This is a genomic window from Microbacterium sp. JZ101 (assembly GCF_053903175.1).
Window position 1 is genome coordinate 2,734,607 of sequence record NZ_CP096400.1, and the last position, 24,094, is coordinate 2,758,700.

Below are 24,094 nucleotides of genomic sequence, written 5' to 3' on the forward strand. Positions count from 1 at the left end.
GCGATCCCCCGCGCACCTCGGAAGGAGACCCCGTGAGCCAGACCGCCCCGCGCGCACGCCGCTCGCTCTTCGCGCGACCGCGTGCAGAGGAAGGGCCGCGCGCGTCGTTCCGGCAGCTGCTGCCCTTCCTCCTGGAGCACCGCGGCGTGCTCGTCGTCGTCGCGGTGCTGAGCATCGTCGAGGCGGTCGCGACGCTCGTCCAGCCGCTCCTCATCGGGCAGGTGATCGACCGCGTCCAGGCCAGCTCGCCGCTCGGGTGGCTGCTGTGGGCGCTCGTCCTCCTCGTCCTCGCCTCGAGCGCCGTGGGCGCGTACCAGCACTACCTCCTGCAGCGCACGGGCACCGCGGTCGTCCACTCGAGCCGCCGCCGCCTCATCGCGCGCATCCTCCACCTCCCGGTGAGCGAGTTCGACGCGCGGCGCACCGGCGACCTCGTCTCGCGCGTCGGCACCGACACGACGCTGCTCTACGCCGTCCTCACCCAGGGCCTCGCCGACAGCGTGGGCAACGCCCTCCTGTTCGTCGGCGCCCTCGTGGCGATGCTCTTCATCGACCCCGTGCTGCTGCTGACGATCGTCGGCGTCATCGGCGTCTCCGGTGCGGCCGTCGGGCTCCTGTCCGGTCGCATCCGCGCCGCATCGGCCGCGCAGCAGGAGCGCGTGGGCGAGCTCTCGAGCGGCGTCGAGCGCGTGATCGGATCCATCCGCACCATCCGCGCGGCGGGAGCGACCGACCGCGAGCAGGAGTCGGTCGGCGCGATGGCGACCGCCGCGTACCACGCCGGCATCCGCGTCGCGAAGGCGTCTGCGCTCGTCGTCCCGGTCGCGGGCATCGCGATGCAGGTCTCGCTGCTCGTCGTGCTCGGCGTCGGCGGCATGCGCGTCGCATCGGGAGCGCTCACCATCGCGAGCCTCGTCACGTTCGTGATGTTCCTCTTCCTGCTCATCATGCCGCTCGCCTCGGCGTTCGGGGCCATCGCGAGCGTCGGCCAGGCGCTCGGCGCGCTCGGGCGCATCCAGGAGGTCCTCGACCTCCCCAACGAGGACGCCGACGACCGCGTCCGCGCCGACGCCGCGCCGGCCACCCCGCGCGACGGCAGGACGGACGCGCGAGAGCAGGATCCCTCCGCGGGAATCCTCCTGCAGCGGGCGGATTCTCCTGCAGCGGATGGCACGGGCGCGACGGCAGCGGATGGCGAGGGCGCGACGACCGCGGATGGCGCGGCGCCGGCGATCGCCTTCCGCGACGTGCGCTTCGCCTACCCCGCGGCCGCGGTCGCGGCACGCGAGGAGGCGGCGCGCGAGGCGCAGCGGGCGATCGAGCGCGCGCACCTCGAGGCGGGGCCGCTCGACGAGGAGACGGCGCAGGCGCCGAGCGAGGCCGACCGCGAGGTGCTCCGCGGCGTCTCCTTCGAGGTGCCGCACGGCGCGCGCGTGGCCCTCGTCGGCCCGTCCGGCGCGGGCAAGTCGACCATCCTCTCGCTCATCGAGCGCTTCTACGACCCGACGGGCGGCGCGGTCCTCCTCGACGGCGTCGACATCCGCGACCTGCCCCGCGCCGAGCTCCGGTCGCATTTCGGATACGTCGAGCAGGACGCGCCGACGCTCGCCGGCACGCTCGCCGACAACCTCCGCCTCGCCTCGCCCGACGCGAGCGACGCCGACTGCGACCGCGTGCTGCGCGCCGTGAACCTCGGCGAGATCGTCGACCGCAGCCCGCTCCGGATCGACACCCCGGTGGGCGAGGACGGCGTCATGCTGTCCGGAGGCGAGCGCCAGCGGCTTGCGATCGCCCGCGCGCTGCTCGCGGCTCCGCCCATCCTGCTCCTCGACGAGTCGACGTCGTCCCTCGACGGCGTCAACGAGCAGAGGATGCGCGAGGCGATCGACGCGGTCGCCGAGGGGCGCACGCTCATCGTGATCGCGCACCGCCTCTCGACCGTCGTCGACAGCGACCGCATCATCGTGCTCGATCGCGGCCGGGTGATCGGCCAGGGCACGCACTCGGAGCTCGTGGCGAGCGTGCCGCTCTACCGCGATCTCGCGAAGCACCAGCTGCTCGTGTGAGTCGCCTTCCCCGACGTCGGCGGCCACGGGCAGGATGGGCGGCATGGATCTCCCCGCCCTGCGGCGAGCGCGCCTGCGCCACCACCGGCTCGTCGCTCCCGCGCGCACACCCGTCGACGCCGCCCGCCATCTGACCGCCACCCAGTCCCAGGACTTCTGGGGCGGCCGGCTCGCTCTCGCCGCACGGACGCGCAGCGCAGGGGTGTCGGCCGTCGACCGCGCCTACGACCGCGGCGCACTCGTGCGGGCGTGGACGCAGCGCGGCACGCTGCACACCGTCGCGGCCGAGGACCTCGGCTGGATGCTGTCGGTCACCGCCGCGCGGATGCTGCAGGCCGACGCGAAGCGGCTGCGCGATCTGGGCATCGCCGACGACGACATCGCGCGCGCTGAGAAGCTCGCCGTGGGCGCCCTGCGCGGCGGCGGCCGCCTGACCCGCGCGGAGATCGCCGCGGTCTGGGAGTCGGGCGGCATCTCGACGGCCGGTCAGCGCGGCTACCACCTCATCGTGACGCTCGCGCTCCACGGCGTCCTCGTCTGGGGCCCCGTCGTCCATCGCGACGCGGTCGAGCCGCGCGAGCAGCACCTCGTCCTCGCCGAGGAGTGGATCCGCGAGTCCGCGTCGCCCGCCGACCCGCTCGCCGAGTTCTTCGCGCGCTACATCGCGGGGCACGGACCGGCCACGGCGCGCGACTTCGCCTGGTGGGCCGGGCTCCCGCTCACCACGGCACGCGCGGCCGCTGCCGCTGCGGCGGATCGGGTGAGGCTCGTCGGCGACGCCGACGAGCCGCTCTACGCTTGTCCCGCGCCGCCGCGCACTGCTCCCGACGCCGCGCGGACGTTCGCCCTGCCGACGTTCGAGGAGTTCTACATCGCCTACGCCGACCGCACCGTGACCGCATCCCCCGATGCGCTCGCGGCCGCTGGACCCGGCGCCAACGGCATGGTGCGGTCCCTCATCGTGCACGACGGCGAGATCGTCGGCGTGTGGAAGCCGCCCGCGATGGCGCAGCGAGCGACGGGCGACGCGCAGATCGAGCTCTTCGCCGACGCTCCGATCGACGCATCCGACGCGCGCACCGCGGTCGACCGGGCCATGGCCATCCTGCGCGCGTGAGCCGCGCATGAAGCGGCCCGCCCCGGATCGGAAGGGGGCGGGCCGCTGGGATGCGTCACCCGGCGTGCGGTCCGGGTGGACGCGGCGGAAGGCCGTCTGTGCGGATCAGGCCTTCGCGGACTCGAGACGCTCGCGAAGAGCCGCGAGCTGCGCCCGCAGCGCGGCCGGGACCCGGTCGCCGAACGTGTCGTAGAACTCCTCGGTGAGCGCCGCCTCGGCGAGCCACGACGTCGGATCGACCTCGAAGAGCTCCTCGAGGTCGGCTGCGGGCACGTCGATGCCGTCGAGGTCCAGGTCGGCGACGACCGGCAGCAGGCCGATGGCGGACGGCACCGCCTCGACCTCACCCTGCAGACGGCGGATGATCCAGTCGATCACGCGCGAGTTCTCGCCGAACCCGGGCCAGAGGAAGCGGCCGTCGGCGCCCTTGCGGAACCAGTTGACCTGGAAGATCCGCGGGAGCTGCTCGGCCCTGCCGCCCATCTCGAGCCAGTGCCCGAAGTAGTCGGCCATGTTGTACCCGCAGAACGGCATCATCGCGAACGGGTCGCGGCGCAGCTCGCCCACGGTGCCCTCGGCCGCCGCGGTGCGCTCCGACGAGATCGTCGACCCGAGGAAGACGCCGTGCTCCCAGTCGAACGCCTCGACGACGAGCGGGACGTTCGTCGCGCGACGGCCCCCGAAGAGGATGGCATCGAGCGGCACCGCCTCCTCCCAGTCGTCCGCGATCGACGGCGCCTGATCGGCGGCCACGGTGAAGCGCGAGTTCGGGTGGGCGGCCGGGCGGCCCGCGTCGGGCGTCCAGTCCTGGCCCTGCCAGTCGATGAGGTGCGCGGGGGTCTCGTCCGTGAGGCCCTCCCACCAGACGTCGCCGTCGTCGGTCAGCGCGACGTTCGTGAAGAGCACGTTGCCCCACAGCGTCTCGACCGCGGTGACGTTCGTCGACGCGCCCGTGCCGGGTGCGACCCCGAAGAACCCGGCCTCGGGGTTGATCGCATGGAACCGGCCGTCGGCGCCGGGGCGGATCCACGTGATGTCGTCGCCGAGGGTCTCGACCCTCCATCCGGGGATGGTGGGGCGCAGCATCGCGAGGTTCGTCTTGCCGCAGGCCGACGGGAAGGCCGCGGCCACGTGGTACGCGCGGCCGGCAGGGTCGATGACGCGGATGAGCAGCATGTGCTCGGCCATCCAGCCCTGGTCGCGCCCGAGCACCGAGGCGATCCGGAGCGCGAAGCACTTCTTCGCGAGGATGGCGTTGCCGCCGTAGCCCGAGCCGAACGACCAGACCTCGAGCGTGTCGGGGAAGTGCACGATGTACTTCTCGTCGTTGCACGGCCACGCGACGTCGGCCTCGCCCGGCTCGAGCGGGGCTCCGACGGTGTGCACCGTGCGCACCCAGTCGGCGCCCTCGGCGATGAGGCGCGTGACCTCGTCGCCGACGCGGGTCATGATCTCGATCGACGCGACCGCGTACGGGCTGTCGGTGACCTGCACGCCGATCTGCGAGATCGGACCGCCGACCTTGCCCATCGAGAACGGCACGACGAACATCGTGCGGCCGCGCATGGAGCCGCGGAACAGCGGATTCAGGGTCTCGCGCATCTGCGCGGGGTCGGCCCAGTTGTTCGTGGGGCCGGCGTCCTCCTCGCGCTCCGAGCAGATGTACGTGCGCGACTCGAGGCGCGCGACGTCGCCGGGGTGCGATCGCGCGAGGAACGAGTTCGGGCGCTTCTCGGCGTCGAGCGGGATGAGCGTGCCCGAGGCCACCATGTCGGCGATGAGCGCGGCGTTCTCCTCCGCGGAGCCCGAGACCCAGTGGATGCGATCGGGCTGGGTGAGACGGGCGATCTCGTCGACCCACGCGGCGAGTTCGCGCATGCCGGCGCCGTCGTAGGCGGGCCGTGCGCCGAAGCCGGCGAGGGCGTCCGTCGTGTGAGGGGCGAGGGGTTCGGCGATTGCCATCAGAGCTCCTTGTGGGTGAGACGTGGTCGCCATGCCAGGTTCTCTCGGTTCTGCCGCTCTTTTCGGCCATCCGAAGTCGAAAGAATGATGGATCTTTAGCTATCATCAAGGAATGCCTCCGATGAGCGACCAGAAGACCGGCCTCGAGCTCAAGACCCTCGGCCACCGCATCCGCCATCACCGCGTGCAGCGGGGGCTGACGCTCGACGAGCTCGGCGCGCTCGTCGGGGTCGCCGGAAGCCAGCTGAGCCTCATCGAGAACGGCAAGCGCGAGCCGAAGCTCTCGCTGCTGCAGGCCATCGCCGACGCCGTGGACACGAACGTCACCGACCTCATCTCAGGTGAGCCGCCGAACCGCAGGGCCGCCCTCGAGATCGAGCTCGAGCGGGCGCAGTCGAGCCAGGTGTTCCGCCAGCTCGGCGTGCCGCCGATCAAGGTGACCAAGGGTCTCAGCGACGAGACCATCGAGTCGATCATCGGCCTGCACCGCGAGCTGCAGCGCCGTGAGAACGAGGCGATCGCCACCCCGGAGGAGGCGCGGCGCGCCAACACCGAGCTGCGCCTGCGACAGCGCGCGGCCAACAACTACCTGCCTGAGATCGAGGAGCTCGCCGAGCGCCAGCTGCGCGCGGCCGGCCACACGTCGGGCGCCCTCAAGCACCGCACGGTGAGCATCATGGCCGAGCAGCTCGGCTTCGAGCTCATCTACGTGAACGACCTGCCCTCGTCGACGCGCTCGATCACCGACCTCGAGAACGGCCGCATCTACCTGCCGCCGGCGTCGATCCCCGGCGGCCACGGTCTCCGCTCGATGGCCCTGCAGGCCATGGCTCACCGGCTGCTGGGGCACGAGCGGCCCACCGACTACGCCGACTTCCTCCAGCAGCGGCTCGAGATCAACTACTACGCCGCCTGCTGCCTCATCCCGCAGACCGCCGCGGTGGCGTTCCTCGAGCAGGCGCGCAAGGACCGCAATCTCGCCGTCGAGGACTTCCGCGACGCGTTCGGCGTGACGCACGAGGCGGCGGGCATGCGGATGACGAACCTGCTCACGACCCACTTCGGCATGCGGCTGCACTTCCTCAGGGTGGGGAGCCAGGGCCAGGTGGAGCGCGTGTACGAGAACGACGGCCTGCCGCTGCCCGAGGATGTGACCGGTGCGATCGAGGGCCAGATCGTGTGCCGCAAGTTCGCGGCGCGCAACGCCTTCGAGCAGCAGAACCGCACGACCGAGCACTACCAGTACACCGACACCCCGGCCGGCACGTTCTGGTGCGCGACGCAGACGGGCTCACGCAGCTCGGGCGAGTTCTCGATCACGGTCGGCGTCCCGTTCGACGACGCGAAGTGGTGGCGCGGTCGCGAGACGCAGGTGCGGGCGTCGTCGAGCTGCCCCGACGAGTCGTGCTGCCGGCGGCCGCCGAGCGTCGCGGAGTCGCCGTGGCGCGGCAAGGCGTGGCCGAGCGCGCGCGTCCACACGCACATCTTCTCGCCGCTGCCCCGCGGCGCCTTCCCGGGCGTCGACGACCTCGAGGTCTACGAGTTCCTCGACCGCCACAGCGAGCACTGACCTTCCCCGCCCCCCTTCTGCGTGTCTCACTCGCCGTGGTTTCGGCGGCCCCTTTCACACCCCGTGTGAGACATGCAGAACCTGGACGGGGTCATCCCGGAGGAGGACCCTGGGATGACCCGGGTTCATCCCCCAGCGGGATGTGCGCGACGCCCCGCCGGGCGGAAGCTGGAGCAGTACCAGCCGCCGACCCGAGGAGCCGTCATGCCGGCCACCGCCATCCCCTCGCCCTCGCAGCCCCCGAGCGCACCGCGCCGCACCGGGCTCGTCGACCCCGCGTACAGCGCCCTGCGCATCGCCGCGGGCTCGCTCGTCTTCCTCGGCACGGAGTCGACCGTGTCGGTGAGCACGCTGCGCCTCGCGGGCGAGCCATCCGCCTCGTAGCCGGCGAGCGGCCGGCGTGGCAGGCTGAGGCCATGAAAGCGTGGTTCATCCGGCTCGTCTGCCTCTACCTCTTCGACGTGCTCGTGCTCGCGGTCGTCGGATGGCTCGTCCCGTTCGTCTCCGTCGGCTGGGCCGCGTGGTGGGCGGCCCTCGTGCTCGCGCTCGCGACGATCTGGCTCAAGCCGCTCCTCGCACGGATCTTCCGCGGCGCCGCGTCCTCGCTCGCGCGGCGGGCGCGCATCGGCGAGAAGCTCGTCCAGTACCTCGCGACGTTCCTCGTGCAGCTCGTCATCTGGATGCTCGTGGTCGCCCTGTCGGACGTCGACGTGCGCGGCTGGTTCTGGGGCTACGTCCTCCCGCCGCTCTACCTGCTCGTCGCGTGGGTCGTCTACGACCTCATCGACGACCGCTTCGAGCGCCGGGCGACGCGGATGCTCGACGACGCCCGGGCGCGCATCAAGCGCCGCGGATGATCCTCATTCCTCCGCCAGGCGGGCCTTGAGATCCTTGCGGAGGATCTTGCCCGATGCGGACTTCGGGATGGCGTCGACGAACTCGACCCGGCGCAGCTTCTTGTAGGGCGCGACCTGGCCGTTGAGCTCGGCGAGCACGGCGTCGGCGTCGGGCTCGCCCTGCGGGACGACGAAGGCCACGGGCGCCTCGTCGCCGTCCTCGAGCGGCTCGCCCACGACCGCCGCATCCGCGACGCGGTCGCTCGCGAGCAGGAGCGCCTCGAGCTCCGCGGGCGCCACCTGGTAGCCCTTGTGCTTGATGAGCTCCTTGAGCCGATCGACGATGAACACGGCCCCGCTCGAGTCGTATGCGGCGATGTCGCCCGTGCGCAGCCATCCGTCCTCCGTCAGGCACGCGGCCGTCGCCTCCGGGTTGTCGAGGTACCCGAGCATCACCTGCGGCCCGCGCACCCACAGCTCGCCCGAGCGCGAGCGCCCCTCCTCCGGCACCTCGATCACCGCGTGCGTCTCGATGTCGACGATCTGCGCCTCGGTGCCCGGCACGGCGGGCCCGATCGACGAGAGCGGGACGCCGTCGCTCTCGCCGCGCACCATGGCGTGGGAGACCGGGCTGAGCTCGGTCATGCCGTAGCCCTGCAGCACCTCGACGCCGAGACGGTCGGCGACCGCACGGCCGAGTCGCTCGTCGAGGGGCGCGGCTCCCGAGAAGACCGTGCGCAGGGCGCTCAGGTCGTACTGGTCGACGAGCGGGTGCTTCGCGAGGGCGACCGCGATCGGCGGGGCGATGAAGGCGTAGGAGACGCGGTGGTCCTGAAGGACGCGCAGGAACTCCTCGAGATCGAACCTCGGCATCGTGACGAGCGTCGCACGCGCGCGCAGCGCAAGGTTCAGGAGCACGGTCATCCCGTAGATGTGGAAGAACGGGAGCACCGCGAGCAGGCGCTCCTGCGGCGACACGTGCAGTCGCGCGACGCACTGCTGCACGTTCGCGACGAGGTTGCGGTGCGAGAGCATGACCCCCTTGGGCAGGCCCGTCGTGCCCGACGAGAACGGGATCACGGCGACCTGGCTCCGCGCCTCCGGGGTGACGTCGGGGGCGGGATGGCCCTCGGCCAGCAGGTCGCGGAGGGTCGGGAAGGCGTCCCACCCGTCGAGGACGACGATGCGCTCGGCCGGGATGCCGGTCGCCTGCGCTGCGGGCACCGAGCCGGGCGCGAGCGGCGAGACCGTCACGTGCGCGACGGCCCTGGCCATCCGCAGCTGCTTCTCGATCTCGCCCGGCGTGAAGAGCGCGTTGACCGTGGTCGCCGTCGCGCCGGCGCGGAGGATGCCGTGGAAGGCGATCGCGAAGGCCGGGGTGTTGACGGCGTGCAGCGAGACCACGTCACCGGGGCCGATGCCGCGCGCGGCGAGCGCGCCCGCGAAGGCGTCGATCGCGTCGACGAGCGCTCCGTAGGTCAGGGTGTCGCCCGTCCGGCCGTCGATGAAGGCGACGAGGTCGCGCTCCTCGTCGCGGAGGTCCGCGAAGAGGAGGTCGTAGACGGGTGCGTCGGGAATGGTGAGCTCGGGCTCCGGAGCGTGCATGATGGCCTCTCGTCCCCTTCAGGGCCGCCCCTCCGGCGGCCCCTCCGGTCGCCGTCGACCGGATGCGGGGAGTCTCTCACGAAGAACCCCGGCCCGACGAGAGCGGACCGGGGTTCGTGTCGGGGGGACGCGGCTCAGGCGAGGGAGCGCTCGGCCGCCTCGACGACGTTCGTCATGAGCAGCGCCACGGTCATCGGGCCCACGCCGCCGGGGTTCGGCGACAGGAAGCCCGCGACGTCGGCGACGTCGGGGTGCACGTCTCCGAAGACCCGCTGCTTCCCGGTCTCGGGGTCGGTCTCGCGCGTGACGCCCACGTCGAGCACGGCCGCGCCGGGCTTGACGTCCTCCGCGCGGATGAGGTGCTTGACGCCGGCTCCCGCGACGATGACGTCGGCCTCGCGCAGGTACGGCGCCATGTCGGGCGTGCCCGTGTGCACCTGGGTGACCGTCGCGTTGACGTCGCGCCGCGTGAGCAGGAGCCCCATGGGGCGGCCGATCGTCACGCCGCGGCCGACGACCACGACGTGCTTGCCGTTCAGGTCGTACCCGTTGCGCACGAGCAGCTCGATGACGCCGCGGGGCGTGCACGGCAGCGGGGTGGCGATCGGCGCGTTCACGTTGAGCACGAGACGGCCGAGGTTCGTCGGGTGGAGGCCGTCGGCGTCCTTCGCGGGGTCGATGCGCTCGAGCACGGCGTCCGTGTCGATGTGCTTGGGCAGCGGCAGCTGCACGATGTAGCCGTGGCACGTCGGATCGGCGTTGAGCTCGTCGATCAGCGCCTCGACGTCGGCCTGGGTCGCGTCAGCCGGCAGCTCGCGCTGGATCGAGTTCATCCCGATCGCCACCGACTGCTTGTGCTTCATGCCGACGTACAGCTGCGACGCGGGGTCGGCGCCGACCAGCACGGTCGCGATGCCGGGTGTGACGCCCTTCGCCGCGAGGGCGGCGACCCGCTCCGCGAGCTCCGCCTTGATCGCGGCCGCGGCCGCCTTGCCGTCGAGAATCTGTGCGGTCATCCGTCTTCGTCTTCCCTCGTTCGTGGGTCAGAACCCGTCGGGACTAGTGCCCGTCGTCGAAGCCAGCGCGGGGAGCGCTGGCTTCGACGACCAGGGCTAGTCTCGACGGATCGGGGCGCCTCAGACGCCCGCGTAGCCCTGGCCGACCTGCTCGAGGCCGGGGTAGAGCGGGAACGCGTCGGCGAGCTTCGCGACGCGCTCGCGCAGGGCGTCGATGTCGGCGCCGGGGAGCAGCGCGAGGGCGATGATGTCGGCGACCTCGGTGAACTCGGCGTCGCCGAAGCCGCGCGTCGCGAGCGCGGGCGTGCCGATGCGGAGGCCCGACGTGACCATCGGCGGGCGGGGGTCGTTCGGGACGGCGTTGCGGTTGACCGTGATGCGGATGTCGTGCAGGAGGTCCTCCGCCTCCTTGCCGTTGATCGCGGCGTCGCGCAGGTCGACGAGCACGAGGTGCACGTCGGTGCCGCCCGAGCGGACCGCGATGCCCGCGTCCTTCACGTCCTGCTGCGAGAGGCGATCGGCGAGGATGGCCGCGCCGCGGACGGTGCGCTCCTGACGGTCCTTGAACTCGGGCGTCGCGGCGAGCTTGAACGCGGTCGCCTTGGCGGCGATCACGTGCATGAGCGGGCCGCCCTGCTGACCCGGGAAGACGGCCGAGTTGATCTTCTTCGCGATGTCGGCGTCGTTCGTGAGGATGAAGCCCGAGCGGGGGCCGCCGATCGTCTTGTGCACGGTCGACGAGACGACGTGCGCGTGCGGGACGGGGCTCGGGTGGACACCCGCGGCGACGAGGCCCGCGAAGTGCGCCATGTCGACCCAGAGGTACGCGCCCACCTCGTCGGCGATCGCCCGGAACGCGGCGAAGTCGAGCTGGCGGGGGTACGCCGACCAGCCGGCGATGATGACCTTCGGCTTGTGCTCGAGGGCGAGGCGGCGCACCTCGTCCATGTCGACGAGCGAGGTCTCGGGGTTCACGCCGTAGGCGACGATGTCGTAGAGACGGCCGGAGAAGTTGATCTTCATGCCGTGCGTGAGGTGGCCGCCGTGGTCGAGCGAGAGGCCGAGGATCGTGTCGCCGGGGCGGGCGATCGCGTGCAGCACGGCGGCGTTGGCGGTGGCGCCCGAGTGCGGCTGGACGTTCGCGAACTCGGCGCCGAACAGCTCCTTGGCGCGGGCGATCGCGAGCTCCTCGGCGACGTCGACCTCCTCGCAGCCGCCGTAGTAGCGGCGGCCCGGGTAGCCCTCGGCGTACTTGTTCGTGAGCACGGAGCCCTGCGACTGCAGCACCGAGACGGGCACGAAGTTCTCCGACGCGATCATCTCGAGGAAGCCGCGCTGACGATCGAGCTCGCGCTGCAGCACCTCCGCGATCTCCGGGTCGACCTCGGCGAGGGGGGCGTTGAACAGCGGATCGGTCATGGCGATCTCCAGACGACAGACGAAAAGGGGTCATCGCATCGGCCCAGGCGTGCGGTCGAATGCCGTCTCGGTCGCTTCCCGGTGGTGCACCACCTCAACGCCAGTCGCGACGCGAACAGCATAGCCGACCCGAGTCGGATGGCCGCGGTCGGGTGGATGTGGGAGGGTCTGGAGCATGGGGACCGTGATCCACTCGACGCTGCTCGTCTCCGACCGCCGCGCGGAGCGCGACGGCTGGATCCGCTTCGAGGACGGACGCGTCTCGTCGCGCGGCGACGGAGACGGATGGCGCGCCGCAACGCAGACGGGCGATGTCGTCATCGACGCGGCCGAGATCGCGGGCGACGGCGCCGTGCTCACGCCGGGGCTGATCGACCTGCACGGGCACGGCGGTGCGGGCGCCGCCCACGAGGACGGGGCGGACGCCATCCGGACGGCACGCGCTCTGCACCGGGCGCACGGCACGACGCGAGCGGTCATCTCGCTCGTGACCGCCTCCGTCGACGACCTCGAGGCGCGCGTCGCCGCCATCGGGCGCCTCGCCCAGCACGAGGACGACATCCTCGGCAGCCATCTCGAGGGGCCGTTCCTCGACCCCGGCCATCACGGCGCGCATGACCCCGAGCTCCTGCGCCACCCCGACGCCGACACGGTCGCGCGCCTGCTCGCGGCGGGCGAGATCGGCGGAACCCAGACCATCCGGCAGATCACGATCGCCCCCGAGCTGCCCGGCGCGATCGACGCGATCCGCGCCATCTCAGCGGCGGGGGTCATCGCGGCGATCGGACACACCGACGCCGACGCCGACGCGACCGCGGCGGGCGTCGACGCCGGTGCGACGCTCGTGACGCACGCCTTCAACGCGATGCCGGGCATCCACCACCGCCGGCCGGGACCCATCCCCACCGCGGCGCGCGACGACCGGGTCGTGCTCGAGCTCATCGCCGACGGTGTGCACGTCGCCGACGCCGTGATGCTCATGCTGCTCCGGGCGGCGCCGGGCCGGGTCGCGCTCGTGACCGACGCGATGGCGGCGACCGGCATGGCCGACGGCGACTACGCGATCGGCGCCCTCGACGTGGTCGTCGAGCAGGGCGTCGCGACGGTGCGCGGCACCGACACCATCGCGGGCTCCACGCTCACGCAGGACGTGGCGCTCCGCCGGGTCGTCGGGCTCGGCGTCCCGCTGCCCGACGCGGTCGGGGCGCTCACGGCGACGCCCGCCAAGGTGCTGCGCCGCGACGACCTCGGCACGCTCCGCACCGGGGCGATCGCCGATGCGGTTCTGTGGAGCCGCGAGCTCGAGGTCGCGCGAGTCTGGACCGCGGGCGCCGTGCGCTGAGGCGTCCGGAGAGAGATCAGGGGCCCGGACCCCTCCCCCGAGTGTCCGAGCCCCTCGTCGCGAGCGGCGATGCCGCCTCGCGAGACCTCCGACCCGAAGCTCCCCAGCAGCTGGGCGGAACGTCCCTCACCGCATGAGACGGCGGTGAGGCGGTTTCATTACGCGACTTCCGAGAAATTTGTCGAACTCCGGATGTGACCGTGCCATCGGGCGGAAAATCCCCCGTGAATCCCTACATCGGGGTGGCGGAGCCGCCCGATCCGCGGGAGGATGTTCACCGGCCTGACGACCCGACGTCGGCCGCACGCGCACCCGCCGCCACCGATGCGACGAGGGGTGTGCCCACCGACACGGACCCGCACCTATGACCACAGACGACGAGAACCTCAGCGACGGCGAGGCGCCGGCATCGGCGACCCCCGACGCGGATCTCGTCCTCCGCACCCGCTCGGGAGACCACGACGCGTTCGGCGAGCTGTGGCGGCGCCACTACCGATCGGGCATCGTCGCCGCGCGGTCGATCACGTCGAGCCTCGACGCCGACGACCTCGTGCAGGAGTCGTACGCGAAGATCTTCCAGTCGATCCAGCGCGGCAACGGGCCGACCGGCTCGTTCCGCGCGTACCTCTTCACGACCATCCGCAATGTGGCGGCGTCGTGGGGCCGCGCGCGCACGGAGGCGACGAGCGACGCGCTCGAGGAGGTCGAGGACCCGGAGTCGACCGAGGTCGCCACGGACGAGGCGCTCGACCGCAGCCTCACCCACACCGCCTTCCGCAGCCTGCCCACGCGCTGGCAGGAGGTGCTCTGGTACACCGAGATCGAGCAGATGAAGCCCGCGGAGATCGCACCGCTGCTCGGCATGAAGGCGGCCGCCGTCTCGCAGCTCGCGTTCCGCGCCCGCGAGGGGCTGCGCGAGGCGTGGATCCAGGCGCACATCGCCTCCGTGGAGGACGGGTCCGCGCACGCCTGGACGATCGAGCGCCTCGGCGCGTACACGCGCGGCAACCTCGGATCGCGCGACCAGGCCAAGGTCGACGCGCACCTCGGCGAGTGCGCGCGCTGCGCGATCGTCGCGTCGGAGGCGAAGGAGGTCGGCAGCCGACTCGCGCTCGTGCTCCTGCCGCTCACGATCGGCGTCACCGGCACCGCCGGCTACCTCGCCTCGCTCCAGCGCGATGAGTCGGCGCTCGTGGCGCTCGCGGCCATGCCGTCGTCGGTGTACGAGGGCGCTGTGGCGGTCGCGGGCGGAGCCGTCGGCGCCGGAGCGGCGACCGGCGCGGCAGCGGATGGCGCCGCCAAGTCGGTCGGGTTCGCTGCGGCGGGCGGCGGATCAGGTGGATCCGGAGGATCGGCCGGCGGGTCGGCGTCGAGCTCCGCGTGGACGATCGGCGGACTCGTCGGCGCCGGGATCGCGGCGGCCGCGGTCGCGGGCACGGTACTCGCGGCGACGCTGACGGGCGGCTTCGCGGGATCCGCGAACGAGGCCGCGTCGGCATTCGAGGACGCCGCGCAGCCCGACGCGTCGATCGAGGCCTCCGACGAGCTGCTCGCGCAGACCCCGGCCCCCGAGGAGCCGATCGCTCCCCCGGTCGATGAGCCCGCGCCATCCGCTTCGCCGACCCCGACGCCGACGCTCACTCCGGCGCCGGCTCCCGAGCCGAGCGCCGAGCCCCAGCCGTCGGCCGAGCCTCAGCCGACCGCCGAGCCCACGCTCGAGCCGCAGCCGACCGCCGAGCCGGAGCCGTCAGAGGCGCCGTCGCCCGAGCCGAGCCCGTCGGAGGAGCCCGCTCCGAGCCCGTCGGAGGAGCCGTCGCCCGAGCCGACGCCGCAGCCGTCGGAGCCTGCGCCCGAGGTCGAGAGTCCCGCGCCCATCGGCTTCGAGCGTGCGTCCGTCGTCGATGCACGCGAGCGCATCGTCCAGGTCGACGTGACCGGCGAGCCCGGTGAAGCCGTGGCCGTGACCGAGTCGAGCTCCGCACCCGCTGCGGCCTCCGCGATGCTCCTCTTCACGGCGGCCGACGCGGATGCCCTCGCGAAGGGCGAGTTCTCGGCCGACGGCGTCGCGGAGCTCCAGTTCGCCCTCACCGCCGTCCAGGTGATGGACGACGTCACGCTCGAGATCGCCTATCGCGACGTCGAGGGCGAGTCGTTCGTCGCGTCGCTGTCGACGCTGGGCGTGCGCGATCCGCTGCTCGAGGCCGTCGAGCCCGAGCCGACTCCGACTCCGACGGTGACGCCGACCGCGAGCCCGACGCCCACGCCGGAACCGACGCCGACCGAGACGCCGGTGCCCCCGAAGCGGATCGACATCGGCGCGGCGGTCGATGTCGACAAGAACGCCGGAACCGTCGAGTTCGCCGTGACCGGCGAGGTCAGCAAGCGGGTTTCCGTGTACGTCGACGGGTCGACCTCGTCCGACGACTCACGAACGCTCGATGCTGAGGGGAAGGCCACGCTCACCATCGCGCTCGGCCCTGGCGAGGTCCGAGACGATCTGCCGATCGAGGTGCGCTATCGGGATGGCGCCCTCGCGGGTCTCGAGGACCGCACGACGCTGGGCGAGCTGATCGATATCGAGGATGTCGCGATCAACGACGGGCTCGACGTCGTGCTGAAGGCGCTCGATGACCCAAGTAACACCGCGTCAGTCGTCATCACAGGCGAAGGCGGGGCTACCGTGCGACTCACGCCGAGCGGAATCACCGACTCTGACGTCATCCCGCTCGACAGCGAAGGACGCGCAGAAGTCCTTATCGTCCCCACCTTCGATCAGGTTGATCAAGACGTTCCGCTCGAGGTGCGCTACACCGCGCAGCACGCGACAGGCGAGCCGTTCGCTGCGGGTATGCGCGATGCGCTCGGGCTTTCTGCATTGCTCGACGTCGACCTCGAGATGGTCCCGGCGACCGCGAACGAGCAGACGCCGGAGTTCGATGTTCAGCTTGCGTTCCGCGGTGAGCCCAACGCTCAGACACGGGTGGACATCGACGGAGCGGTCCACGAGGTGCAGCTGGACAGCTCCGGCGCGGGACGCTTGATTTATGCGCCAACGCTGGCGGACGACCTCATCTCACTCGAGAACGAGAATCTCGAGATCCGCGCCGACTATGCCGCTCCGTCCGTATGGGGGCGCCCTGCCTCCGCGACGCTCGCCAGCCTCGGTGTGCCCGCGCTCATTCCGACTGTCGTACCGAAGGCCATTGAACCTCTTGAGAGCGGCGCATCCAGCACAATTCTCGATGAGAACGGCACGATCACCCTCGCCGTGCAAGCCAAAGCGGGCGTGCGCGTGACCCTTGTTTACTCGGACGAGATCACGCTGAGCACGGTCGCCGACGACTCCGAGCGCGCGGAGTTCACCTTCACTCGGAGCCTCCCTGCGCTGGTCGACGACTTCGAGTCCTACGAGGACACAGTCGTCTTCACCTACGACTACGCCCACTTCGGGGATGGATTCGGAACGCCTCAACGGCAACTCATGTTCGATGTGTGGCCCCAGCTCGTGGCTCAGCTCCTCCTCTGACCCGGCTACCCTCGTCCGAGTGACGGACAATCCCTACGGGCCCGAGTGGGTGCGGCACGATGCGACCGCGGCCGACGGCATCCGACTCGCGTACTGGACCGCGGGGCAAGGCGCACCGCTCGTGCTCATCGCGGGTCAGGCGGTCGATCACCGGTCGTGGCAGATCGCGGGGCCCGGACTGCTCCGCGATCGGCAGATCGTGATCTTCGACCACCGCGGCATCGGCGACAGCGAACTGGGCGAGGCCGAGCGCTTCACGACGCGGCTCTTCGCCGACGACGTCGTGCACATCCTCCATGATGCAGGCATCGAGCGAGCGGACATCGTCGGGCATTCGATGGGCGGCCGCGTCGCGCAGTGGCTCGCGATCGACCATCCCGAGCGCGTGCGCAAGCTCGTGCTCGTCTCGACATCGGCCGGCGACGCGCACGGCCCGCGGCGTTCCGACGAAGCCGACCGCGCCATCCGCTCGCGCGACCGGAAGGAGGTCGCGTCGGTCTTCTGGGACGAGGCGCAGGACGACCTGGTGCGGCTCCTCGCTGTCGGCCGCGACCGCACCGCCCTCGCCCGTCATCATCGCGCCAGTCGCGCGCACGACACGCTCGACGACCTGTCGCGCATCACGGCCCCGACGCTCGTGCTGCACGGCGAGCTCGACGCCCTGACGCCGGTCGAGAACGCCCGGGTCCTCGACGCGCGCATCCCGGGCGCCCGACTGACCGTGATCAAGGGCGCCAAGCACGGCGTGCTGCTCGACGGCGGGATCGGGATGCAGATCGCCGACCGGTTCCTGCGCCGCCCGCTGCGCTCGGCCCTGCCGGAGGCACCGGCCGACCGGTAGCGTCGAGTCATGGTCACACCTCTTCGCATCGCCGTCACGGGCGCGGCCGGTCAGATCGGCTACAGCCTCCTCTTCCGTCTCGCGAGCGGCGGTCTCGGCGACCGCCCGGTCGAACTCCGCCTGCTCGAGGTCGCGCCCGCGCTGCCGAAGGCGGAGGGCGTCGCGATGGAGCTCGTCGACTGCGCGTTCCCGCTTCTCTCCGGGATCGACATCACCGACGATGCCCGTCGCGCGTTCGACGGAGCCGACCTCGCGCTCCTCGTCGGCGCCCGCCCGCGCACGGCCGAGATGACCCGCGGCGATCTCCTGTCCGCCAACGGCGCGATCTTCACGGCCCAGGGTCAGGCGCTGAACGACGTCGCAGGCGACGACATCCGCGTGCTGATCACGGGCAACCCTGCGAACACGAACGCGCTGATCGCGCAGCAGAACGCGCCCGACATCCCGGCCGAGCGCTTCTCTGCCCTGACCCGCCTCGACCACAACCGCGCTCTCGCGCAGCTGGCGCTCAAGACGGGCGCGCCGGTGTCGGAGATCTCGCGCATGACGATCTGGGGCAACCACTCCGCGACGCAGTACGCCGACCTGTCGCACGCCGTGGTGTCAGGCCGGCCCGCGCTCGAGCTCGTCGACCGTCCGTGGGTCGAGAGCGAGTTCCTGCCGACCGTCGCGAACCGGGGCACGGCGATCATCGAGGCGCGCGGATCGTCGTCCGCAGCGTCCGCGGCGAGTGCGACGGTGGATGCCGCGCGCGACTGGCTGAACGGCACGACCGAAGGCGACTGGACCTCGATGGCGGTCGTCTCCGACGGGTCCTACGGCGTGCCCGAGGGACTCGTGTCGTCCTTCCCCGTGCAGACGGAGAACGGCCGATGGCAGATCGTGCCCGACCTCGAGATCGACGACTTCTCGCGCGCCCGCATCGACACGTCGGTCGCGGAGCTCGCCGACGAGCGCACCGCCGTGCGCGAGCTCGGGCTCATCCCGTCCTGAGTTGATGGTGGAAGCCACGCCCGCCCCGACACGGGGCGGGCAGGGCTTTCCTCCTCAGCGCCGGCGGCTGTTGCCGAACAGGCCCCGGATCACGCTGTTCACGAGCGTCGTCGCCGCCGATCCGATGACCCGCTCGACCACGCGGTCGCTGCTCGACCGCGTGGTGCGCCGTGTCGTCGTGCGGCTCTTGGTCGACTTCAGCAGGCGGTCGTACTCCTGCTGCGCCTTCTTCTCGATCGCGGCCTTCTGCTTCTCGTACTCGGCGTCGGCCTTCGCCTTCTCGAGTGCCTTCTCCTCGGCCTCCGCGGCCTCGGCGGCGGCGTTCATCTTCGCCGTGAGCATCTCGTACGCGGATTCGCGATCGACAGGCTCGCCGTACTTGGGCAGGAGCGTCGACGACGCGACAGCCTGCTCCACGACAGCGGCGGGCGACGCGTCCATGAGCCCCTGCGGTGCGCGCACGCGCGTCCACGCGACGGGCGTGGGCGCACCCTTCTCGCTCATGACGGTGACGATCGCCTCTCCGGTGCCGAGCTCCTGCAGCACCCGCTCGAGGTCGTAGCCCGACTTCGGATACGTCCCGACCGTCGAGCGGAGCGCCTTCGCGTCATCCGGCGTGAAGGCGCGCAGCTGGTGCTGCACGCGGGAGCCGAGCTGCGCGAGCACTTCGCCATCGACATCCTTCGGGGTCTGCGTGACGAAGAAGACGCCGACGCCCTTCGAGCGGATGAGCCGCACCGTCTGCGTGATCGCCGCGAGGAAGTCCTTCGACGCGTTCTTGAAGAGCAGGTGCGCCTCGTCGAAGAAGAACACGAGCTTGGGCTTGTCGACGTCGCCGACCTCGGGCAGCAGCTCGAAGAGCTCGGCGAGGAGGTACATGAGGAACGTCGAGAACAGCTCCGGTCGATCGGCGACGCCCGGCACCTCGAGCAGGGAGACGATGCCGCGGCCATCCTCGGCCGTCCGCAGGAAGTCCTGCACATCGAACTCGGGCTCTCCGAAGAAGACGTCGGCGCCGCCCTCGGCGAACGTGATGAGCTCGCGCAGGATGACGCCGGCAGTCGCCGACGACAAGCCGCCCAGCCCCTTGAGCTCGGCCTTACCCTCGTCGCTCGTGAGGTACTGCAGCACCGCGCGGAGGTCGGCGAGATCGACGAGCGGCAGGCCCTTCTCGTCGGCGTAGTGGAAGACGAGCCCGAGGCTCGACTCCTGCGTGTCGTTGAGACCGAGCACCTTCGACAGCAGGAGCGGCCCGAAGCCGGTCACCGTCGCGCGCACGGGCACGCCCGTGCCGATCCCGCCGAGTGCGAAGTACTCGACCGCCGCCGCCTCGGGCTTCCAGTCCTGGCCGATGCCCTTCGTGCGGGCGAGAAGCTTGTCACTCGGCTCCCCCGGCGTCGCCATGCCCGTGAGGTCGCCCTTGATGTCGGCCGCGAACACGGGCACGCCCTTCGCGGCGAGCTGCTCCGCGAGCCCCTGCAGAGTGCGGGTCTTGCCCGTTCCCGTCGCTCCGGCGACGAGGCCGTGCCGGTTGAGCATCGCGAGCGGGATCCGGATCTGCGCGTCGGCGAGCGGCTCCCCGTTCACGAGGGCGCCGATGTCGAGCGTCTCCCCCTCGAAGGCGTAGCCGTCGACGATGCGCTGCACGTCGCCCGCGTCGAGCGGCCCGTCAGACGCCGCGGGCTTCGCGGATTCCTCGGATGTCTCGGGCTCCGCGGATGGCTCGGTCTCCGGCGCGGACTCGGGCTCGGGCTCCGCGGATGGCTCGTCCGCGGCGGACGGCTCGTCCGCGTCCTCGGCGGCCGGCTCGGCATCGTCCTCGGCGGCCGGCTCGGCGCCATCCGCCCCTCCGGCACGTGCCGCGGCGGCTTCTGCGGCGGCGAGCTTCGCGCGGGCCTCCGCGGCCTTGAGAGCGGCTTCGGCGGCCGCGGCCTCCGCGCGCAGTCTCTCGAGTTCGGCGGCACCGGCGTCAGGAGCGTTCTCGGGGCTCATGGCCACAGCCTAGCCAGCGCGGGTCGCCCGACGCGGGACACGACGCAGGAACTCCCCGGGCCCGGCGCGCGCTCACCCCCAGGATCACGCGGGCAGCAGGCTCCGCCTCCGACCGGACTCCTGCGCTGTGTCCCGCCCTACGACCGGGCGAGCCTCTCCGACTGCTCCCGCCGCTCGGCGATGCGGTCGCGATCTCGCAGGAGACGCGCGTTCAGCAGCGCGGCGACGATCAGCGCCGCCCCGGCCCCGACGAGCGCGCCGCCCGCGGTGTCGCTCGCCCAGTGCGCCGAGAGATACGTGCGCGCGAACGCCATCGAGAGCGTCCAGATCACCGCGACCGTGGCCATCCACCATCGCGGGAAGAGCACCCACAGGGCGAACACGACCGTGGCGGCATTGGCCACATGCCCCGACGGGAATGAACCGTGGTCGACGACGACGAGGATGTCCTCGGGGCGCTGCCGCGAGTAGAGCTGCTTGAGCAGCTGCACGAACCCCGCGCTGGCGGCCGTCGCGACGAGGAAGTACAGGGCTCCCCATCGGTGGCGCGTCGCGAGGAGGAAGGCCCCGATCCCGAGCGGGAAGACGAGGATGGCCCACCACCCTCCGCCGATCCGGTCGAGGAGGAGTGAGAACCACAGGCGGACGCCCGCATCGGCCTCAGGCAGCACGCCTGCCCACCACGTGTCGATCGGGAAGGGATCGCGGTGCAGCACCGTGGCCCAGCCGAGCAGCGCGGCCGCCGCGATGAGCCCGATCCCCCACCACAGCATGGCCCGACGCGACATCCCCATCGCCCCATTCTGCCCACGCCCGCGCCGTTCGGGCGCAGGCGTGCGGTCAGTCGGCGAGCAGGCCGAGCGAGCGCGGGCGGACGACGAGCCAGAGCGAGAGGACGGCGATGGCCGAGCAGCCGAGCATCACCGACGCCATCGTGGTGCCCGTGATGCCCGAGGCCGCCGAGATCACGCCGACGAGCGGCGAGATGACGCCCGCGATCCCGTTGTTCGTCGCGCCGAGCACCGAGGCCGCCGTGCCGGCTGCCTCGGGGTGCCGGTCGAGCGCGAGCACCTGCGCGCAGGGGAAGGTGAAGCCGCACGTCGTCATGAAGACGAACAGCGGGATCACGACGCCCCACACCCCGAGCCCCAGCTGGTCGCCGACGATGATGCCGGCAGAGGCGAGCACGAGAACGGCGGTCGCGTACGCGAGCACCCACTGTGGCCCGAACCGCGCCGCGAGACGGGCCGCGACCTGGTTGCCGATCACGAGGCCGACCGAGTTCGAGGCGAACAGCAGGCCGTACTGCACCTCGGTGAAGCCGTACGACTGCTGGAACAGGAAGGACGACGCCGACAGGTACGAGAAGAGGCCTGAGAAGGTCATCGCTCCGATCACGAGCACGCCCAGGTACACGCGGTCGGTGAGCACGACGCGATAGCGGTGCCACACGGACACCGTCTCGTGCGAGATGCGGTCGGACGCGGGGCGGGTCTCGGGCAGCGCGAAGATCGCGCACAGGAGCATGATCGTGCCGTACGCGGCGAGCACGAGGAAGATCCCGTGCCAGGGCATGACCGTGAGCAGCGCTGAGCCGATGAGCGGCGCCACGACGGGCGCGACCCCCGTCACGAGCGCGAGCCGCGACAGCATGATGACGAGGCGGCGCCCGCCGAACAGGTCGCGCACCATGGCCATCGCCACCACGCCGCCCGCGGCCGCGCCCATCCCCATCAGCACTCGCGCGGCGCCGAGCAGCTCGAGCGTGGGCGCGAAGGCCGCCGCGAGGCTCGAGAGCACGTGCAGCGCGGTCACGATGAGCAGCGGAACCCGCCGGCCGAACTTGTCGCTCAGCGGACCCACGACGAGCTGGCCGAGCGCGAAGCCGATCATCGTGCCCGTGAGCGTGAGCTGGATGGCCGCGCTCGTCGTCTCGAAATCGCGCTCGAGCAGAGGGAACGCGGGCAGATAGAGGTCGATCGTGAACGGGCCGAGCGCCGTCAGCGCGCCGAGCAGGAGGACGTACGCGAGGCGCCGGCCGCTCGAGAGCGCGTCACCGCGATGCGTGCGCGGCATCTCCCCCGCTGCCGCGCGCGCGGCGTCGGGCAGCGGAATCGTCCCCGTGGGCACCGGGATGAGGCCCGTGGCGGTGGGGATGCTGCCCGTGTGCGGGTGGTGCCCGTGCTCGTCGCGCGGGGAACGGTCTTCGTGAGTCATCGTGAGCGTCGCTGCTTTCGCGGACGAGGTGTGCGGAGAAAGAAAGAAGTCCCAGACGACGCACGGAGGATCCGCGCGAAGGGGACGCCCTCAATCCTAGGGTCGAGGGGGACGGGCAGCGCAAGGCGGAAGCCCAGGTTCCCGGCCCGATTCTCCCAGCGGCGCGCGCATTCAGCCGCATAGGATCGGAGCGTGTCGACGCAGAAGCGCCCCCAGAAGTCCAGCGGCAACCCCGCCCGCCAGGCCGAGATCGAGCAGACGGTCAAGCAGCAGCGCGAGGCCCGGCGTCAGGAGAAGCTCGCCGAGTACCAGCGGCAGCTCAAGAAGCGCCAGCGCGGGAAGCTCGTCTGGTGGACGGTCGGCACGGTCGCGGCGGTCGCCGTGATCGGTGCGATCGTCGCCTCGTTCGTCTTCACGCCGCGTCCGAATGTCGCCGAGTACGGCATCGGTGGCGACGGGGCGGAGATCGAGGGGGTCGAGACCTTCTCCAACACGAACACGCACGTCGAGGGCACCGTCGAATACGAGCAGACCCCTCCCGCGGGCGGCCCGCACAACGTGTACTGGCTGAACTGCGGCGTCTACAGCGAGCCGCAGCAGAACGAGAACGCGGTGCACTCCCTCGAGCACGGCGCGGTGTGGGTCACGTACGACCCCGAGCTCGTGAGCGACGAGGAGCTCGAGACGCTCAAGGGCTACCTGCCGTCGAGCTACGCGATCCTCTCGCCGTACCCCGACCTCGGTACGCCGGTCGCCGTGAGCGCCTGGAACGCGCAGCTCAAGGTCGACTCGGTCGACGACGAGCGCATCGCGGAGTTCTTCGAGGAGTACTGGCGCAACCAGAACGTGCCGGAGCCGGGCGCCGCATGCACCGGCGCCATCGACGGCCCCGGCAAGCTCAGCTGAGCATGACGGAGTCCGACGGCCCGACCGCGCGCACGGGCATCCCCTGGCCGCTCGTGGTGATCGCGGTCGTGCTCGTGGCGGGCCTCGCGTTCGCGATCGGCCGCTTCACGACGTTCGACGACCTCTCCGACGCGACCGGCTCGAGCGGCGGGCCGAACGCCGCGGATGCCGGCTTCGCGCGCGACATGCAGGTGCATCATGCCCAGGCCGTCGAGATGGCGATGATCGAGTACCGCGCGACCGACGACGACGAGCTCCGCGCCCTCGCGTACGACATCGCGACGGCTCAGGCGGCGCAGCGCGGCGAGATGTACGGATGGCTCGTGGCGTGGGGCCTGCCCCAGGCGGGCGACCCGCTCATGTCGTGGATGTCGGGAACCGGACACGACCACGGCACGAGCGCGACGGCATCCGCCGAGGAGCTCGAAGCGGCGATGGGGATGGCCACGGCCGAGGAGATCGACCGGCTCGCGTCGCTCGAGGGCTCGGCTCGGGACTGCCTCTTCCTCGAGCTCATGATCCGTCACCACGCAGGCGCGATCGAGATGACCGACGCCGTCGTGGAGCTCGGCAGCGATGAGCGCGTGATCCAGACCGCGCGCAGCATGGGCCAGGGCCAGACGGCCGAGATCGCGGCCATGCAGTCGATCCAGACGCGCCTCGGCTGCACCGGCTGAGCGTCGCAC

At 71.7% G+C, this 24,094-nt stretch carries 18 protein-coding genes and 1 riboswitch; of the genes, 11 read left to right on the forward strand and 7 right to left on the reverse strand.

Features of this window, described 5'->3' with window-relative positions; translation table 11 throughout:
• The first annotated feature begins 32 nt into the window (after window positions 1-32).
• On the forward strand, window positions 33-2,066 hold the full coding sequence (locus M1D56_RS12740) for an ABC transporter ATP-binding protein (protein ID WP_456283751.1): 2,034 nt from the start codon (window positions 33-35) through the stop codon (window positions 2,064-2,066).
• A gap of 43 nt (window positions 2,067-2,109) precedes the next feature.
• Window positions 2,110-3,183, forward strand: coding sequence for a winged helix DNA-binding domain-containing protein (locus M1D56_RS12745; protein ID WP_456283752.1), 1,074 nt, complete (start codon window positions 2,110-2,112; stop codon window positions 3,181-3,183).
• Window positions 3,184-3,288: 105 nt separating this feature from the next.
• Here the strand turns inward: M1D56_RS12745 and M1D56_RS12750 are convergent, their stop codons facing one another.
• Window positions 3,289-5,145 (reverse strand): phosphoenolpyruvate carboxykinase (GTP), encoded by a 1,857-nt coding sequence (locus M1D56_RS12750; protein ID WP_456283753.1) that lies wholly within the window; start codon window positions 5,143-5,145, stop codon window positions 3,289-3,291.
• Between the two features lie 121 nt (window positions 5,146-5,266).
• Between M1D56_RS12750 and M1D56_RS12755 the strand changes: the two genes are divergently transcribed.
• The 3 genes from M1D56_RS12755 to M1D56_RS12765 all read left to right on the forward strand — a co-directional run bounded on the left by M1D56_RS12755 (window position 5,267) and on the right by M1D56_RS12765 (window position 7,572).
• Complete coding sequence (locus M1D56_RS12755) at window positions 5,267-6,715, forward strand: helix-turn-helix domain-containing protein (protein ID WP_416383290.1); 1,449 nt, start codon at window positions 5,267-5,269, stop codon at window positions 6,713-6,715.
• Between the two features lie 204 nt (window positions 6,716-6,919).
• Entirely contained in the window at window positions 6,920-7,099 is a 180-nt protein-coding gene (locus M1D56_RS12760; RefSeq protein ID WP_282979442.1) for a hypothetical protein, read from the forward strand.
• Between the two features lie 32 nt (window positions 7,100-7,131).
• Entirely contained in the window at window positions 7,132-7,572 is a 441-nt protein-coding gene (locus M1D56_RS12765; RefSeq protein ID WP_282979444.1) for a hypothetical protein, read from the forward strand.
• 3 nt (window positions 7,573-7,575) lie between these two features.
• Here the strand turns inward: M1D56_RS12765 and M1D56_RS12770 are convergent, their stop codons facing one another.
• From M1D56_RS12770 to glyA, 3 genes are all read right to left on the reverse strand, one after another.
• On the reverse strand, window positions 7,576-9,156 hold the full coding sequence (locus M1D56_RS12770) for an AMP-binding protein (protein WP_456283754.1): 1,581 nt from the start codon (window positions 9,154-9,156) through the stop codon (window positions 7,576-7,578).
• Window positions 9,157-9,290: 134 nt separating this feature from the next.
• The gene (locus tag M1D56_RS12775) at window positions 9,291-10,172 is read right to left on the reverse strand and encodes a bifunctional methylenetetrahydrofolate dehydrogenase/methenyltetrahydrofolate cyclohydrolase (RefSeq protein WP_456283755.1); all 882 of its coding nucleotides are present in this window, start codon (window positions 10,170-10,172) and stop codon (window positions 9,291-9,293) included.
• A 120-nt stretch (window positions 10,173-10,292) separates the two neighbouring features.
• Complete coding sequence (gene glyA, locus M1D56_RS12780) at window positions 10,293-11,591, reverse strand: serine hydroxymethyltransferase (RefSeq protein WP_456283756.1); 1,299 nt, start codon at window positions 11,589-11,591, stop codon at window positions 10,293-10,295.
• Between the two features lie 34 nt (window positions 11,592-11,625).
• Window positions 11,626-11,709: riboswitch (ZMP/ZTP riboswitch) on the reverse strand.
• Between the two features lie 57 nt (window positions 11,710-11,766).
• Between glyA and M1D56_RS12785 the strand changes: the two genes are divergently transcribed.
• The 4 genes from M1D56_RS12785 to M1D56_RS12800 all read left to right on the forward strand — a co-directional run bounded on the left by M1D56_RS12785 (window position 11,767) and on the right by M1D56_RS12800 (window position 18,293).
• Window positions 11,767-12,933, forward strand: coding sequence for an N-acetylglucosamine-6-phosphate deacetylase (locus M1D56_RS12785; RefSeq protein ID WP_271173618.1), 1,167 nt, complete (start codon window positions 11,767-11,769; stop codon window positions 12,931-12,933).
• A gap of 364 nt (window positions 12,934-13,297) precedes the next feature.
• Complete coding sequence (locus M1D56_RS12790; protein WP_456283757.1) at window positions 13,298-16,459, forward strand: sigma-70 family RNA polymerase sigma factor; 3,162 nt, start codon at window positions 13,298-13,300, stop codon at window positions 16,457-16,459.
• A 19-nt stretch (window positions 16,460-16,478) separates the two neighbouring features.
• Window positions 16,479-17,300: an alpha/beta fold hydrolase gene (locus tag M1D56_RS12795; RefSeq protein WP_456283758.1), complete on the forward strand. Its 822-nt coding sequence runs from the start codon at window positions 16,479-16,481 to the stop codon at window positions 17,298-17,300.
• Window positions 17,301-17,309: 9 nt separating this feature from the next.
• The gene (locus tag M1D56_RS12800) at window positions 17,310-18,293 is read left to right on the forward strand and encodes a malate dehydrogenase (RefSeq protein ID WP_324014101.1); all 984 of its coding nucleotides are present in this window, start codon (window positions 17,310-17,312) and stop codon (window positions 18,291-18,293) included.
• Window positions 18,294-18,347: 54 nt separating this feature from the next.
• Here the strand turns inward: M1D56_RS12800 and M1D56_RS12805 are convergent, their stop codons facing one another.
• The 3 genes from M1D56_RS12805 to M1D56_RS12815 all read right to left on the reverse strand — a co-directional run bounded on the left by M1D56_RS12805 (window position 18,348) and on the right by M1D56_RS12815 (window position 22,361).
• The gene (locus M1D56_RS12805; protein WP_456283759.1) at window positions 18,348-20,285 is read right to left on the reverse strand and encodes a helicase HerA-like domain-containing protein; all 1,938 of its coding nucleotides are present in this window, start codon (window positions 20,283-20,285) and stop codon (window positions 18,348-18,350) included.
• 137 nt (window positions 20,286-20,422) lie between these two features.
• Window positions 20,423-21,079: a phosphatase PAP2 family protein gene (locus M1D56_RS12810; RefSeq protein WP_271173624.1), complete on the reverse strand. Its 657-nt coding sequence runs from the start codon at window positions 21,077-21,079 to the stop codon at window positions 20,423-20,425.
• A 46-nt stretch (window positions 21,080-21,125) separates the two neighbouring features.
• On the reverse strand, window positions 21,126-22,361 hold the full coding sequence (locus tag M1D56_RS12815) for a multidrug effflux MFS transporter (protein ID WP_324014836.1): 1,236 nt from the start codon (window positions 22,359-22,361) through the stop codon (window positions 21,126-21,128).
• A gap of 333 nt (window positions 22,362-22,694) precedes the next feature.
• Here M1D56_RS12815 and M1D56_RS12820 point away from each other — a divergent pair, with 333 nt between their 5' ends.
• Window positions 22,695-23,408 (forward strand): DUF3105 domain-containing protein, encoded by a 714-nt coding sequence (locus tag M1D56_RS12820; RefSeq protein ID WP_282979456.1) that lies wholly within the window; start codon window positions 22,695-22,697, stop codon window positions 23,406-23,408.
• Window positions 23,409-23,410: 2 nt separating this feature from the next.
• A complete protein-coding gene (locus tag M1D56_RS12825; RefSeq protein ID WP_456283760.1) occupies window positions 23,411-24,085 on the forward strand; it encodes a DUF305 domain-containing protein in 675 nt (224 codons plus the stop codon).
• The last annotated feature ends 9 nt before the right edge of the window (window positions 24,086-24,094 follow it).